Raw genomic sequence first — 13,738 nt, 5'->3', positions numbered from 1 at the left:
GGTGTTGCGACGTGGCTTCTCCGCGCCGGATCGGGGCGCCCGACGCCAGGAATCGGGTCGTGCTGCTCGAGGCCGCCGAGCAGTTGATGATCGACGAGGGCTACGCGGCGGTGACGTCGCGGCGCGTCGCCGAGAAGGCCGACCTCAAGCCGCAGCTGGTGCACTACTACTTCCGCACCATGGACGAGCTGTTCCTGGCGCTGTTCCGGCGTCGTGCCGAGCAGGGTCTGGAGGCGCAGGCGCGGGCGCTGACGTCAGCGCAGCCGCTGTGGGCGCTGTGGCGCTTCATGACAGATCCGTCGGCGACCCGGCTGACGCTCGAATTCATGGGACTGGCGAATCACCGCAAGGCATTGCATGCCGAGATCGCGCTGTACGCGCAGCGGGCCCGTGAGGAGCAGACCAAGGCCATGAAGGTGGTGCTGCAGAACTACGGCGTCGACACCTCGACGGTGCCCGCCGTGGTGTGGACGTTCTTCGCCACCGGCGCCTCACAGGTCCTGGTGTTCGAGCGCAGCCTGGGGATGTCACTGGGCCACTCGGAGATCGTGTCGTTCCTCGAAGACCAGATCCGTGCGATCGAGGGGGAGCCGATGCCCCTCGAGTCACCAGGGGCGGATTGAGCAGAGCGCGCCCTTGGGGCCGGCATCTGTCTTCACCACGACCCCGTCGACGGCGAGGACGCAGTGGAAGTTGGCAGGCTCGGGGGTGTAGAACGAGGTGGCCGTGACCATGGCCCACTGATCAGGGTCGGCGAGCATGACGTCCAGCGTCCACATCTGGTCAGGCCCAAGGGCCGCCCAGGTCTTGGGACTGAACTTGTACGAATTGTGGCTGTACTCCGCCCAGTTCGGCGGATCGACGTTGCGGTAGTAGATCTGCGCCTCGGGCACCGGCACCTCGGTGAAGACGGTGTACTTGACGTGATGCATCACGGGGGGCGGCAGCGGTGCCGGCTGGGCGTTCGCCGAACCGACCGTCGACATCATGGCGGCGAACGCCGCGGCGGCCGCCACGGCGGGCCGGATCGGAAACAGCATTATCGAATATTAGAACAGGACTTCCAGAGATAGCACCGTTTGCCCGAGCCGCTCAGTACAGATAGATCGCCAGCACCGCGGCCCACAGCACCACCAGCCACGCGTCGGTGGCCCAGCGCAGCCACCGCGGCCCCGTCCTGACCTCCATGAAGTATCGGATGATCAACCGGCCCTTGATGAATCCCAGCGCGATCACCGCCAGCGTGATGGGGATGCTGGCCACCGCGTCGTGGTCGCCGTGGGCGGGTGCGAGCCACCAGGACGCGACGGTGATCGCCGACAGCACGATCCAGGCGACCGTCACCGCCCGGTCAGCCGACGCCCTCGAAGCGGTGGCCGGGGAAACGTCGATGGTCACGGGCTCACCTCATCACGTAGAGCAGGGCGAAGATGACGATCCACAGCAGGTCGACCATGTGCCAGTAGACGGCGCCGGACTCGACCATCGACATCCGGCGGCGGTGCGGGTCGCGCAGCTCGCGGACGACGATGCCGATGATCAGCAGGCCCAGGGCGACGTGGAACAGGTGGATGCCGGTGAGCATGTAGTAGAACGACCAGAATTCGCCGCTGCCCAACGTGTGGCCCGCAGCGATCTTGACCGACCACTCATAGGCCTTGACGCCGATGAACAACACGCCGCAGGCCGCGCCGCCGTACGTCCACCGCAGGGCGGCGAACGGGTCGCCCGACCGCGCCGCCACCACGCCGCGGGCGATGAACCACGAACTCGTCAGGAGCACAAGCGTGTTCAGCACACCCACGTTGAGGGTGAGGTCCTGCTGGGCGTGCAGGTACTCCTGCGGCGCCATCGCCCGGTGCACCATGAAGATCACGAAGTAGGCGCCGAAGATGATGAGGTCGCCCAGCACCATCACCCACATCGCGCCGTCGCCGGGCAGGTGCGGTCTCGTATCGGTGGCGGGTGCGGTCACGGCGCCGTGCCGGGTGTCTGTCATGGCCGGCCTCAGCCCAGCGGCAGTTCGTCGGCGGGCTGCTCCTCGGTGGCCTTGCGGAGGAAGAAGATGACGCAGGACAGCCAGAAGCCGAAGATCAGCGTCCCGGACCAGAAGGCCATCGACCCGTTCCAGGAGAACGGCCCCGCGCCCACCACGAAGAGCGGCGCCGCCATGATCTCGGTGACGATCTGCCAGACGGTGACGTAGGCCAGCCACTTGGGGAAGACGCCGTTGCGGTCGTAGAGGATGGCGATCGCGAAGCCGAAGTAGGCCGCGGCGAAGCAGCCGAGCGATCCGACGTAGGACAGGCAGCCGAGGTCGTAGAGCAACGCCAGCAGTTCGGGGTCGCGGTCGGGCCGCAGCGCCGCGGTCAGGAAGCAGAACGCCACCAGCAGGCAGCCGGGCAACGCGCCGACGGCCATGCCGCCCATGTAGAGATACGCGCAGACCGAGCCGGCCGTCATCCGCTTCATGTGATAGACGACGATCCCGTTGGCCACCCCCGCGCCGCCGACGATGAGGATGAGCAGGCCGAAACCGATCTGGATGGTCAGCTGGTGCGCGGCGAAGAACTCGGCCTTCTGCGCGGTGGTGACGTCGGGCCGCGGCGGGGGCATGGTGCGCGCCAGCGCGAAGAAGATGACGCCGAACGCGGTGTAGAACGCGGGCACGATCCAGAACACGATCCAGATGTCGCGCTTGCCCGCCGATGGTGGTACCCGAGCGGCCGCGCCGGGCTGCTCCGGAGGCCGCTCGGCGGGGGAGGTGACCGTGCTCATCGGGCGGGCACCGCCGCGTCGCGCTCCTCGGCGGCCTGCCTGCGCAGGACGGTGCGCAGCACGAAGAACATCACCACCACGAAGGCGGCGAACGCGCCGTTGCGCAGCCAGAACGACACCACGCCGTCCCAGGCCAGCGGTCCGGTGGTGACCACCGCCGCGGCTGCGGCGGGCGCCATCGCCAGCCCCGTCGCCAGCGAGTAGTGCCCGACCCAGCGCGGGAACACCGGCCGCGGACCGCTGTCGAAGTACACGGCCAGCGCCAGCAGCAGGTTCTGGGCCACCAGCATGCCGACCGGTGCGATGAAGATGATCCAGGCCATGTCGTTGAGCAGCTGCACCAGCTCGGGCCCGCGGTCCGGACGGAACGCGGCCACCAGGTAGAAGATGTCGGCGAGCGCGAAAATCGTTGCGCCGCTGACGACTGCGGTCAGGTAGCAGTAGGCGAGCACATGGCTCTGGCCTGCCATCCGCTTCATCTGGACGACGATCACCAGGAACAACGGCAGCAGCATGATCGCGCACAGGTTGAACGTGATCATGCTGAACCGGATCATCGCGGCGTTGTCCCGGTAGAACGCCGCGACCTCTTCGGCAGGCAGTGTCGGCGACATCGGCGGGAAGAAGCCCGGGAAGGCGACGAACGCGACCAGCAACACCACCGCGGCCGCCAGCGCGGCCCACAGACTGACCGATTGGGTGGTGACGTCGGCGGATCGCGGCGAGCTGTCGTCATCAGTGAGCGTCATCGAACCTCGATGCGTTGCGGCGGTGGGCGGAGCGCATTCGCGGCCCCTAGCCGGTCGGCTAGTCAGCCAGGGTAGCCGACCGGCTATCCACCGGGCAACGCCCGGTTCAGGTCGACAGGATGGTCGCCGACGCGGTTCCCGGCGCCCCGTACACCTGCGCCAGCCCGACCCTCGGCTCGCCGGGCACCTGGCGGTCGCCTGCCTCGCCGCGCAGCTGACGCACCAGCTCGTGCACCTGGCGCAGCCCCGACGCGCCGATCGGCTCTCCGTTGGCGATGAGACCGCCGTCGGTGTTGACCGGTATCGACCCGCCGATCTCGGTGGCGCCGTCGGCCAGCAGCTTCTCCTGCTCACCGTCGGCGCACAGCCCCGTCTCGGCCATGTGGATCACCTCCGCGCCGGCGTCGGTGTCCTGCAGCTGCGCCACGTCGACGTCCTCGGGGCCGATGCCGGCCTCCTCATAGGCCGCGCGGGCGGCGTACACCGTGGGGGAGACGTCCTCGTCGAGCGGAGCGGACGTGGCGTGCACCTCGTAGGCGCCGAATGTCCTGGTGCGGATCTCCGTGGCCTTCACGTACACCGGCTTGTCGGTGTAGCGGTGCGCGATGTCGCCGCGGCACATGATGACCGCTGCCGCACCCTCGTCGGGGGCGCAGAACATGAACTGGCGCAGCGGATAGTTCAGCACCGGCGAGGCCATGATCTCGTCGATCGAGATCTCCTTGCGCCGGAACGCATTCGGATTCAGTGCGCCGTTGCGGAAGTTCTTGTTGGCCACGCGGGCCAGCGTCTCCTCGGAGATTCCGTGCTTGTGCAGGTAGTGATTGGCTTTGATGCCGAAGAACTTGGTGGTGACGAACTGCCCGTTCTCCGCATACCACTGCGGCAGCGCGAGTTTGGCCGGATCGTCGGTGAACGCGCCGCGTGGGTGCTTGTCCAACCCGATCGCGATACCGATGTCGTACTTGCCCAGCCGGATGGTGTCGGCGGTCTGCTGAATCGCGCTGGCGGCGGTGGCGCAGGCGTTGAACACGTTGGTGAACGTGATGCCGGTCAGACCCACCAGGCGGGTGACCGCGTCGGGATTGGAGACCTCGTAGCTGCCGCCGAAGCCGAACTGGATGTCCTTCCAGTCCAGCTTCGCGTCGGTCAGGGCGCTCTGGATCGCCTCGGCGCCCATCTCCATCGCGGTCTTGTCGAAGCGGCCGAAGGGGTGCAGACCCACGCCGATGATCGCCACGTCGTTCATGTCTCGACTGTTCCTCTCGTACGCGGGGTCAGACCGGCTGGAAGGCGAAGGTGATGATCTCCTCGCCGTCCTCGTCCTTGGTGAACGGGATCATCGTCAGCTCGACGGCCATCCCGAACTGCAGCTTGGCCGGATCGCTCTCGGTGAGCCGGCCCTCCACCCGGATGACGTCGTCGAGTTGGACGAGGCCCACGCCGAACGGCACGAAGTCCTTACCGGTCGGTCCCTTGTAGGGGGCGCCGGGCGGGAAGCCCTGGGTGGTCCAGGCGACGAGCGTGCCCTGCCGCGGCAGCAGCGCGTCCGACATCTCGGCGCTGCTGCACTTCGGGCAGCGCGCCTGCACCGGGAAGGCGGTGGCGCCACATGCGCCGCAGGTGCTGCCGATCAGCTGGGGTTCACTGTCCGGCCAGGTCGAGATCTCGGGCGCGAGCGCCTTCGCCATGACGTCCTCCTGTGTCCACGGGGTCGCCCAGCGCCTATGCGACGCTGTGCATGTGGCTGACATTAATTGGAAATGGCGTTCTCGTCTAGGGAGAACATGTTCCGGCGAGCGCGTCTACCGCGCGCGCTTCATCACCTTGTCCGCGGCCTGCCAGTGCGCGTCGGAGACCCACAGCCGGGCGAAGGCGGCGACGGCCTCGGTGGTGGTGACACCGTTGACCACCCGTTTCACCTCGGCGGCCGGCGCGGTGGCCAGCGCCTGGGCGACGGCGCGCCAGTCGGCGTCGAAGGAGGCGCGCGGCAGCACCCGGTCCACCAGGCCGATCCGTTCGGCCTCGGCGGCCTCGAGCACGGTGCCCGCGCCCGCCAACATCAGCGCACGACCCCTGCCGACCAGGGCGGCGAGCCGCTCGGCGCCGCCCCAGGCCGGCATGATCGCCAGCGTCACCTGGTTGAAGCCGATCTTGATGTCGTCGGCCGCCAGCCGGATGTCCGCGGCGACCGCCACCTCGGCGCCGCCGCCGAGGGCATGGCCGTTGAGCGCCGCGATCACCGGGCCGGGGAAGGCGGCGATCCGGTCGCAGATCGCCCGCATCCGCCAAGCCATCGCCGAGGCGTCGATTTCGGTGCGCAGGGCACTGAGTTCCTTGAGGTCGCCACCGGAGACGAACGCGCGGTCGCCGGCGCCGGTGATTGCGAGCGCACGCGCCTCGACGGTCGTTTCCAGGGTGTCGAGCGCCTTCTCGAGCTGGCCCATCGTCTCCAGGGAGATGGCATTGCGGGCGTGCGGGCGGTCGATGGTGATCACCGCAAGTCCATCGGTCACCTCGAGGTCGATCATCAGACGTTCTCCCAGCACGGTATTGGCATTCTCGCCAGCGGAGAATAGCATCGCCATCGAGCTGGAGGTGCTGGGCAAGCGTGCGAAACATCCCTGTTGAGCTGACCGAACGCTACGAGGCGGAAGGGTGGTGGACCCGCGAGACGCTCGGTGAGATGCTCGCCCACGGTCTGACCGCGAGCCCGGACACCGGCTTCTGGGTGCACTCGTCGGTCCGGCCCTATGCCGGCACCTTCGCCGACGTCGAACTGCGGGCGCGGCAACTGGCGGCGGGACTGCGGCGGCGCGGCGTCGGTCCGGGCGACGTGATCGCCCTGCAGCTGCCGAACTGGATGGAGGCCGCCGTGGCCTTCTGGGCCTCGGCGTTCCTCGGCGCGGTCGTGGTGCCGATCGTGCACTTCTACGGCCGCAAGGAGCTCACGCACATCCTGGGTACGGCGCGACCCAAGGTCTTCATCACGGCCGAGGAGTTCGGCCGCATGCAGTTCCAGCCGGACCTGTGCGCCGACATCCCGATCGTCGGGCTGGTCGGCACCGACGGCTTCGACGCCCTCTTCGACGACGAGCCGCTGGTCGGCACCGTGCCGACCGACCCGGCGAGTCCCGCGCTGATCGCGTTCACCTCCGGCACCACCCGAGATCCCAAGGGCGTGGTGCACAGCCATCAGACTCTCGGCTTCGAGACCCGCCAGCTGCTGGCGAACTATCCGCCCGACCGCGGCAGGCAGCTGACGGCGACACCCGTTGGCCACTTCATCGGCATGGTCGGCGCCTTCCTGATCCCGGTACTCGAGGGTGCGCCGATCGACCTGTGCGACGTCTGGGACCCCGGCAAGGTGCTCGACCTCATCGAGACCGAGGGACTGTCGATCGGCGGCGGCCCGCCCTACTTCGTCACCAGCCTGCTCGACCACCCGAAGTGCACCCCCGCCCACATGGCGAACTTCAGCACCGTGGGCCTCGGCGGCTCGACGGTGCCCGCCGCGGTGACCCGGCGGCTGGCCGACATGGGACTGTTCGTCTTCCGCTCCTACGGCAGCACGGAACACCCGTCGATCACCGGATCGCGGCGCACCGCACCGGAGGCCAAGCGGCTCTACACCGACGGCGACGTGCGACCGGGGGTGGAGATCAAGCTGACCGACGAGGGCGAAATCCTCTCTCGGGGGCCCGATCTGTGCCTCGGCTACACCGACGACGAACTGACGGCGAAGGCCTTCGACGCCGACGGCTGGTACCACACCGGCGACGTCGGCGTTCTCGACGAGGACGGCTACCTGACCATCACCGACCGCAAGGCCGACGTGATCATCCGCGGCGGGGAGAACATCAGCGCCCTCGAGGTCGAGGAGGTGCTGCTGGCGATGCCCGCGGTGGCCGAGGCGGTGGTGGTGTCCGCGCCCGACGATCGGCTCGGCGAGCACGTCGCCGCGGTGCTGCGGATCAAGCCCGGCCACACGATGCCCGGCATCGACGAGGTCCGCGCCCACTTCGGGCGGGCCGGCGTGGCGCGGCAGAAGTGTCCGGAGGAACTGCACGAGGTCCCCGAGGGTCAGGACTATCCACGCACGGCCAGCGGCAAGGTGCAGAAAGTCCTCATCCGGGCGCAGATCCACGGCCGTGTCGGGCAGGGCGTTGCAGTGGCAGGGGAATGAGAATACGATTCTCGCAATAAGCAAAGGAGCATTTCATGGGACAACTCTCGCATCGGGTCGACATCCCCTTTCCGCTGTTCGACGCGGACAACCACCTCTACGAGCCGCCGGAGGCGATGACCAAGTACCTCCCCAAGGAGTACAAGGACGTCGTCCAGTACGTCGAGGTCAACGGGCGCACCAAGATCGCGATCAAGGGTCAGATCTCCAACTACATCCCGAACCCGACGTTCTCGCACGTCGCCAAGCCCGGCGCCTGGGAGGAGTACTTCAAGTTCGGCAACCCCGACGGCAAGAGCAAGCGGGAGCTGTTCGGTGAGCCGATGCGGTCGATCCCGGCGTTCTTCGAGCCCGGTCCGCGCCTGGAGTTGATGAACGAGCTCGGCATCGACCGGAGCCTGATGTTCCCGACGCTGGCCAGCCTCATCGAGGAGCGGCTGCGCGACGACCCGATGGCCATCCACGTGATCATCCACTCGCTGAACGAGTGGCTGCACGAGGTGTGGGGCTTCAACTACCAGAACCGCATCTTCGTCACGCCGGTGATCACGCTGCCGATCGTCGAGAAGGCCATCGAGGAGCTGGAGTGGGCGGTCAAGCGCGGCGCCCGCGCCATCCTGGTCCGGCCGGCGCCGGTGCCCGGCTTCCGCGGCCCCCGGTCCTTCGCGCTGCCCGAGTTCGACCCCTTCTGGCAGAAGTGCGTGGAGTACGACATCTTCGTCGGCATGCACTCCTCGGACAGCGGCTACTCGCGCTACACCTCCGAGTGGGACGGCGTCGCCCAGGAGATGCTGCCGTTCCAGACCAACGCGATGAACATCCTCAACGAGTGGCGCCCGATCCAGGACGCGGTGGCCTCCTGGGTCATCCACGGCGCGCTGTTCCGGTTCCCGACGCTCAAGGTGGGCATCGTCGAGGCCGGTTCGAAGTGGATGTTCCCGCTGCTGGACTCCATGTCCGAGGTCTACAAGAAGGCCCCGGAGGCCTTCCCGGGCAACCCGATGGAGGAGATCAAGAACCGGATCTTCGTCAGCCCGTTCTACGAAGAGGGCATCGACGACCTGATCAACCTGATCGGCGTGGACCAGGTGCTCTACGGATCGGACTGGCCGCACCCCGAGGGACTGGCCGAGCCGACCCACTACGTCACCGCGCTCGAGCACCTCTCGATGGAGGACCAGGCGAAGATCATGGGCGGCAACCTGGGTCGTCTCGTCACTACGTGACCTACGTTCCCACTTGGCAGACCATCCCCGAGATGGTCGCCAGCGCGGCGGACCGATTCGGCGACGCAGAAGCGGTCGTCGACGGTCCGCTGCGCCTCTCGTACGTCGAGCTCGTCGAACGGGTGCGCCGCGCCGCGGGCGCCTTCCGTGATCTCGGCGTGGCCAAGGGCGACCGGGTGGCGGTGTGGGCGCCGAACTCGGCGGAGTGGATCGTCGCCGCGTTCGGACTGGTGACCGCCGGCGGCGTGCTGGTCCCGGTCAACACCCGCTTCAAGACCGACGAGGCGGCCGACGTCATCGGCCGCAGCGGCGCCAAAGCCGTCCTGGTGCAACAGGGTTTCCTCGGCACCGAGTACAGCGCTCCCGCCGGTGTCCCGGTGATCGATCTGAAGTCCGGCTTCCTCGACAGCGGCGAGCCGTTCGAACGGGCCATCAGCGGCACCGACATCGCCGACATCATCTACACCTCCGGGACCACCGGCCGCCCCAAGGGCGTGATGATGAACCACCTGCAGACGCTCCGGATGTACGAGGAGTGGTGTGACCTCAACGATCTGCGCCAGGGTGACCGCTACCTGGCCATCAATCCGTTCTTCCACACCTTCGGCTACAAGGCCGGGTGCATCGCCTCCTTGATCCGCGGCGCCACGATCCTGCCGGTCCCGGTGTTCGACGTCGACGTCGTGGTCGATCTCATCGAGCGCGAACGGGTGACCATGCTGCCGGGGCCGCCGACGCTGTACCACTCGTTGCTCGCCGTGCAGGACAAGTCGAAGCTCGCGTCGTTGCGCGCGGGGGTGACTGGTGCGTCGGACATTCCAGTGGAGCTGATCCGCCGCATCCACGACGAGCTGCCGTTCGCGTCGGTGAACACCGGCTACGGCCTGACCGAATGCGGCACCGCCACACTGTCGCGGCCCGGCGACTCGTTCACCGACATCGCCACCACGGTCGGCGTCGCCTGCGACGGCATCGAGGTCGCGATCGCCGACGACGGCGAGGTCCTGGTGCGCGGCTACAGCGTGATGCAGGGCTATCTCGACGACCCGGCCGCCACGGCGGAGGCGATCGACGCCGGCGGCTGGTTGCACACCGGCGACCTCGGCACGCTCGACGATGCCGGCCGTCTGCGCATCGTCGGACGCAAGAAGGACATGTTCATCGTCGGCGGCTTCAACGCCTACCCGGCCGAGATCGAGGGCTTCCTTCTCGAGCACCCGGCGGTCGCCCAGGTCGCCGTCATCGGTGTGCCCGACGAGCGGATGGGTCAGGTCGGCAAGGCCTTCGTCGTCCGCTCCGACCGGACACCGGCGCCGACGGCCGAGGAACTGATCGCGTGGAGCCGGGAGCGGATGGCGGGCTTCAAGGTGCCGCGCTCGGTGGAGTTCCTGGACCGACTGCCGCTGAACGCGACGGGCAAGGTCATGAAAGACCAGCTGCGCTCTCCGGCGAACGTCGGTGACGAACCGGGAACGCAGGCCGGCGTCGGCGCCGAGCGGCGATGAGTAGGGTGGCGTCGACAAACGAGAATGGAAACGCCATTCTCATCCGGCTGCGTCAGGTGGGACCGGTCAGACAGACAAGACGAGGAGGTCGCTGTGCCTTCGTTCAGGCGTAAGGCGTCGGTCACCGACGCCGGCTCGGCTCCGGTCAGCGGGCCGCCGACGGACAAGGCATCGCCCGCGGACGCGCAGGACCGGCCCGATCCGGCGCTCGCGCAGATCCTCGCCGAGGAAGCCGAGGCCGAAGCGGCCGAGGCGGAAGCGGCAGTGGCCGCCGCCCGCGCACGGGCGCGCGCGCTGCGGCTGCGCCGGCAGGCTCAGGAAGCCGAGGCATCCGCCGTCGAGCCCGTCGACGAACCCGCCGCAGCCGACGACGACGACGACGACGAGATCGTCTCCGTCCCCGACGCGGGCGAGACGCCCGCCGCCGGGACCGCTGCGGCGAACGACGCCGCCGCGGCCGACGACGACGCCGCCGCGGAGGACGAGCCGGTCGACATCGACGCTCCCGCGGAGGAGGCTGCCGAGACGCATTCGCGCCGGCGGCTCCACGTGGGAGTGCCGCTGCCGACCTGGAAGGGCGTCGCGCTGTTCCTCGCCGTGCTCTGCACGTTTGCGCTGCTGGCGGCCAGCGGCTACATGATCCGCGAGCACCGGCAGGCCGAGCGCGACGCGCAGCTCGCCGCCGAGTACACCGCCGCGGGCCGCCAGGCCGTCATCACCCTGATGTCCCTGGACTTCAACAAGGCCGAAGAGGGTGTGCAGCGCATCATCGACAACTCCACCGGCAAGTTCCGCGAGGACTTCCAGCAGCAGGCGGAGACCTTCGCCCAGGTGGCGCAGGACTCCAAGGTGATCACGGAGGTCACGGTGAACTCCGCGGCCGTCAGGACCATGACCGACGACACTGCGAATGTGATCGTGTCGGCGACGTCGCGCGTCACCAATGCGGCCGGTGCCAACAAGGACCCACGTGGATGGCGGTTGTCGGTCGACCTGGAGCGCGACGGCGACCAGGTGAAGATGTCGAGAGTCGAGTTCGTACCGTGACCAAAGACCAGACCGACACCGACGAGGCCCCCGTGGTCGAGGATCCACACAGCCGGGAACACACCCACTCCGAAGGCGCCGTGATCGCCGACGAGGAGACGACGGCGACGGAGCCCGAGAGCGGCGCCACCGAAGCCGACCGGCTCGAGGAGCACCTCGAGCTGTCGGGCCGCGGCGGCGGAAAGGCCAGGCGCGGAATGCGGGCGCGGATCGGCGTGATCGGTGTCGCGGCCGCACTGATCCTGTCGGCTGTGCTCGCGACGTGGCTGTACGTCTTCCAGTACCGCCCGCAGCAGCAGACGGATGCCGCCGCCGCCCAGGTCGCGCTGGATGCCGCGACCTCCGGAACGGTCGCCCTGCTGTCCTATTCGCCGGAGACGCTCGAACAGGACTTCGCGGCCGCCAAGACGCACCTCACCGGTGAGTTCCTGGACTACTACACCCAGTTCACGCAGACGATCGTCACCCCTGCCGCGAAACAGAAGCAAGTCAAGACCAGCGCGTCGGTGGCGCAGAGCGCGCTCGCGGAGATGCATCCCGAGAAGGCGGTGGCGCTGATCTTCGTCAACCAGACGACGGTGAGCAAGGAGAACCCGGACGGCGCGTACGCCGCCAGCAGCGTGAAGGTCGGCCTGACCAAGATCGACGGGAAGTGGCTGATCTCGTCCTTCGACCCGGTGTGACGTTCGCCGTGGAGTGATCCTGCGACTGCCGCATGAGGCGGTTCGCGCCGTCAGTCCTCCGCGTGCCGGTCGTGGTCCCAGCGCTCCAACCGCATCTGCAAATCGTAGAGTCCCAGTGCGGCCAGTGCAGTGGCGACCGATACGCACATCACGACAAGTGCACTCATCATTCGCCGGCTCCCGGGTCGTTGCTGTCGAGATCAGCGTATGAAGGCGGGCCGGCGGCGGCATGCGTAGTGGACTACCTGCGTGTGCGGCGCGGCCGACAGAAAGGACAAGCACGTGAGCAACGCCGAGCCAGTGGCCGGGACTGCGACACCGGCGCACCGGCTGCGCCGAATGGTGGGTCGTGACCCGCATCAGGAGAACCGGGCGGCCACCCCGCTGGAGTTGCTGTTCGACCTCACGTTCGTGGTGGCCTTCGGGATCGCCGCGTCCCAGTTCGCCCACCTGCTTGCCGAGGACCACGTCGCCGCGGGCCTGACCGGCTTCGCGTTCGCGACGTTCGCGATCTGCTGGGCCTGGATCAACTTCAGCTGGTTCGCTTCGGCGTTCGACACCGATGACTGGATCTACCGGCTGATGACGATGCTGCAGATGGTCGGCGTCATCATCCTGGCCCTCGGCCTTCCGCAGATGTTCGCCTCGATCGAGCACGGCGGTCACGTGGACAACGCGGTCCTGGTCGCCGGATACATCGTGATGCGGATCGCGCTGGTGGGGCAGTGGTTGCGCGCGGCGTCGGCGGATCCCGCGCGGCGTCAGGCCTGCCTGACGTACGCGGCGGCCGTGACTGTGGCCCAGATCGGTTGGGCCGCACAGATCTTCGTACAGACCTCGGTTGCGGTGTTCTTCCTGTGCACCGTGGTGCTGATCGCCGTGGAGCTGTCCGGCCCGTTCATCGCCGAGCGGCGGATGGGCGGAACCCCGTGGCACGTCCACCACATCGTCGAGCGCTACGGCCTGCTGGCGATCATCGCGCTCGGCGAGGGGGTGGTGGGCACCGTCGCGTCGATCTCGGCGGCCGTCGAGATCCAGGGCTGGTCCACCGACGCGGTGCTCGTCGCGGTCGCCGGCACCGGGCTGACCTTCGGCATGTGGTGGGTGTACTTCCTGGTGCCGCACGCCGATCTGCTGCACGCCGACCGCGGCACGTCGTTCTGGTTCGGTTACCTGCACATCCCGGTGTTCGGCGCCATCGTCGCCACCGGCGCGGGCCTGCACGCCGCCGCGTACTACATCGAGCATCACTCGGAACTCGGCGCCGCGCCGACGGTGGCCACCGTCGCGGTGCCCGTCGCCATCTACCTGGTCGGCCTGTACGCCATCTATGGGCTGGTGGCACGAACGTGGGACCTGTTCCACGGCGCCCTCGCCGCGGGCGCACTCGCGGTGCTGGCTGTGGCGGTGTGGCTGGCGATGACCGACGTGCCGATGGCGGTGTGCCTGCTGGCGGTGACGCTGGCGCCTGTGGTCGTGGTGGTCGGCTACGAGGTCACCGGGCACCGGCGCATGCCTGTGGCGGCAAGGACGGCCGGCGAGGCATGACAACCGGTTTGGCCCC

General features: G+C 68.3%; 15 protein-coding genes. 7 read left to right on the top strand and 8 right to left on the bottom strand.

Annotated features, from left to right (window positions below):
* Window positions 1–11: 11 nt before the first annotated feature.
* Window positions 12–623 carry a TetR/AcrR family transcriptional regulator gene (locus tag H7I41_RS26050; RefSeq protein ID WP_264015519.1) on the top strand — a complete coding sequence of 204 codons (612 nt, stop codon included), beginning with the start codon at window positions 12–14 and terminating at the stop codon, window positions 621–623.
* On the opposite strand, the gene H7I41_RS26045 is transcribed toward H7I41_RS26050, so the two are convergent.
* The 8 genes from H7I41_RS26045 to H7I41_RS26010 all read right to left on the bottom strand — a co-directional run bounded on the left by H7I41_RS26045 (window position 606) and on the right by H7I41_RS26010 (window position 6,058).
* Window positions 606–1,040, bottom strand: a complete 435-nt coding sequence (locus tag H7I41_RS26045; RefSeq protein WP_372503807.1) for an Rv2576c family protein — start codon at window positions 1,038–1,040, stop codon at window positions 606–608. The two genes, H7I41_RS26050 and H7I41_RS26045, sit on opposite strands and share 18 nt — an antisense overlap.
* A 52-nt stretch (window positions 1,041–1,092) precedes the next feature.
* The gene (locus H7I41_RS26040; RefSeq protein ID WP_264015518.1) at window positions 1,093–1,398 is read right to left on the bottom strand and encodes a cytochrome C oxidase subunit IV family protein; all 306 of its coding nucleotides are present in this window, start codon (window positions 1,396–1,398) and stop codon (window positions 1,093–1,095) included.
* A 4-nt stretch (window positions 1,399–1,402) separates the two neighbouring features.
* Complete coding sequence (locus H7I41_RS26035) at window positions 1,403–1,999, bottom strand: cytochrome c oxidase subunit 3 (RefSeq protein ID WP_264015517.1); 597 nt, start codon at window positions 1,997–1,999, stop codon at window positions 1,403–1,405.
* Window positions 2,000–2,007: 8 nt separating this feature from the next.
* Complete coding sequence (locus H7I41_RS26030; protein WP_264015516.1) at window positions 2,008–2,778, bottom strand: hypothetical protein; 771 nt, start codon at window positions 2,776–2,778, stop codon at window positions 2,008–2,010.
* Window positions 2,775–3,527 carry a hypothetical protein gene (locus H7I41_RS26025; protein ID WP_264015515.1) on the bottom strand — a complete coding sequence of 251 codons (753 nt, stop codon included), beginning with the start codon at window positions 3,525–3,527 and terminating at the stop codon, window positions 2,775–2,777. The genes H7I41_RS26030 and H7I41_RS26025 overlap by 4 nt, the downstream gene beginning before the upstream one ends.
* A 106-nt stretch (window positions 3,528–3,633) precedes the next feature.
* Window positions 3,634–4,776 carry a thiolase family protein gene (locus H7I41_RS26020; RefSeq protein ID WP_264015514.1) on the bottom strand — a complete coding sequence of 381 codons (1,143 nt, stop codon included), beginning with the start codon at window positions 4,774–4,776 and terminating at the stop codon, window positions 3,634–3,636.
* A 28-nt stretch (window positions 4,777–4,804) separates the two neighbouring features.
* Window positions 4,805–5,218, bottom strand: a complete 414-nt coding sequence (locus tag H7I41_RS26015) for a Zn-ribbon domain-containing OB-fold protein (protein WP_264015513.1) — start codon at window positions 5,216–5,218, stop codon at window positions 4,805–4,807.
* Between the two features lie 114 nt (window positions 5,219–5,332).
* The gene (locus tag H7I41_RS26010) at window positions 5,333–6,058 is read right to left on the bottom strand and encodes an enoyl-CoA hydratase/isomerase family protein (RefSeq protein WP_264015606.1); all 726 of its coding nucleotides are present in this window, start codon (window positions 6,056–6,058) and stop codon (window positions 5,333–5,335) included.
* 80 nt (window positions 6,059–6,138) lie between these two features.
* On the opposite strand from H7I41_RS26010, the gene H7I41_RS26005 reads away from it, so the two are divergent.
* The 6 genes from H7I41_RS26005 (at window position 6,139) to H7I41_RS25980 (ending at window position 13,722) form a co-directional block, all read left to right on the top strand.
* A complete protein-coding gene (locus H7I41_RS26005) occupies window positions 6,139–7,713 on the top strand; it encodes an AMP-binding protein (RefSeq protein WP_264015512.1) in 1,575 nt (524 codons plus the stop codon).
* 35 nt (window positions 7,714–7,748) lie between these two features.
* A complete protein-coding gene (locus H7I41_RS26000; protein WP_264015511.1) occupies window positions 7,749–8,939 on the top strand; it encodes an amidohydrolase family protein in 1,191 nt (396 codons plus the stop codon).
* Complete coding sequence (locus H7I41_RS25995) at window positions 8,936–10,444, top strand: FadD3 family acyl-CoA ligase (protein ID WP_264015510.1); 1,509 nt, start codon at window positions 8,936–8,938, stop codon at window positions 10,442–10,444. The genes H7I41_RS26000 and H7I41_RS25995 overlap by 4 nt, the downstream gene beginning before the upstream one ends.
* Before the next feature lie 93 nt (window positions 10,445–10,537).
* Window positions 10,538–11,491: an Rv1363c family protein gene (locus H7I41_RS25990; RefSeq protein ID WP_264015509.1), complete on the top strand. Its 954-nt coding sequence runs from the start codon at window positions 10,538–10,540 to the stop codon at window positions 11,489–11,491.
* The gene (locus H7I41_RS25985) at window positions 11,488–12,174 is read left to right on the top strand and encodes a hypothetical protein (RefSeq protein WP_264015508.1); all 687 of its coding nucleotides are present in this window, start codon (window positions 11,488–11,490) and stop codon (window positions 12,172–12,174) included. The genes H7I41_RS25990 and H7I41_RS25985 overlap by 4 nt, the downstream gene beginning before the upstream one ends.
* 339 nt (window positions 12,175–12,513) lie before the next feature.
* Entirely contained in the window at window positions 12,514–13,722 is a 1,209-nt protein-coding gene (locus H7I41_RS25980; protein ID WP_264015605.1) for a low temperature requirement protein A, read from the top strand.
* Window positions 13,723–13,738 lie beyond the last annotated feature (16 nt).

The sequence above is a fragment of the [Mycobacterium] manitobense genome, assembly GCF_025821665.1.
Lineage (GTDB): Bacteria > Actinomycetota > Actinomycetes > Mycobacteriales > Mycobacteriaceae > Mycobacterium > Mycobacterium arseniciresistens.
The sequence above is the reverse complement of the archived record's forward strand: the minus strand, read 5'-3'. Positions and strand labels throughout refer to the sequence as shown.

Coding starts and splice junctions, on each gene's coding strand:
- H7I41_RS26045 (WP_372503807.1), bottom strand. CDS start 1,040: ATGCTGTTTCCGATCCGGCCCGCCGTGGCGGCCGCCGCGGCGTTCGCC.
- H7I41_RS26035 (WP_264015517.1), bottom strand. CDS start 1,999: ATGACAGACACCCGGCACGGCGCCGTGACCGCACCCGCCACCGATACG.
- H7I41_RS26030 (WP_264015516.1), bottom strand. CDS start 2,778: ATGAGCACGGTCACCTCCCCCGCCGAGCGGCCTCCGGAGCAGCCCGGC.
- H7I41_RS26025 (WP_264015515.1), bottom strand. CDS start 3,527: ATGACGCTCACTGATGACGACAGCTCGCCGCGATCCGCCGACGTCACC.
- H7I41_RS26020 (WP_264015514.1), bottom strand. CDS start 4,776: ATGAACGACGTGGCGATCATCGGCGTGGGTCTGCACCCCTTCGGCCGC.
- H7I41_RS26015 (WP_264015513.1), bottom strand. CDS start 5,218: ATGGCGAAGGCGCTCGCGCCCGAGATCTCGACCTGGCCGGACAGTGAA.
- H7I41_RS26010 (WP_264015606.1), bottom strand. CDS start 6,058: ATGATCGACCTCGAGGTGACCGATGGACTTGCGGTGATCACCATCGAC.
- H7I41_RS26000 (WP_264015511.1), top strand. CDS start 7,749: ATGGGACAACTCTCGCATCGGGTCGACATCCCCTTTCCGCTGTTCGAC.
- H7I41_RS25980 (WP_264015605.1), top strand. CDS start 12,514: ATGGTGGGTCGTGACCCGCATCAGGAGAACCGGGCGGCCACCCCGCTG.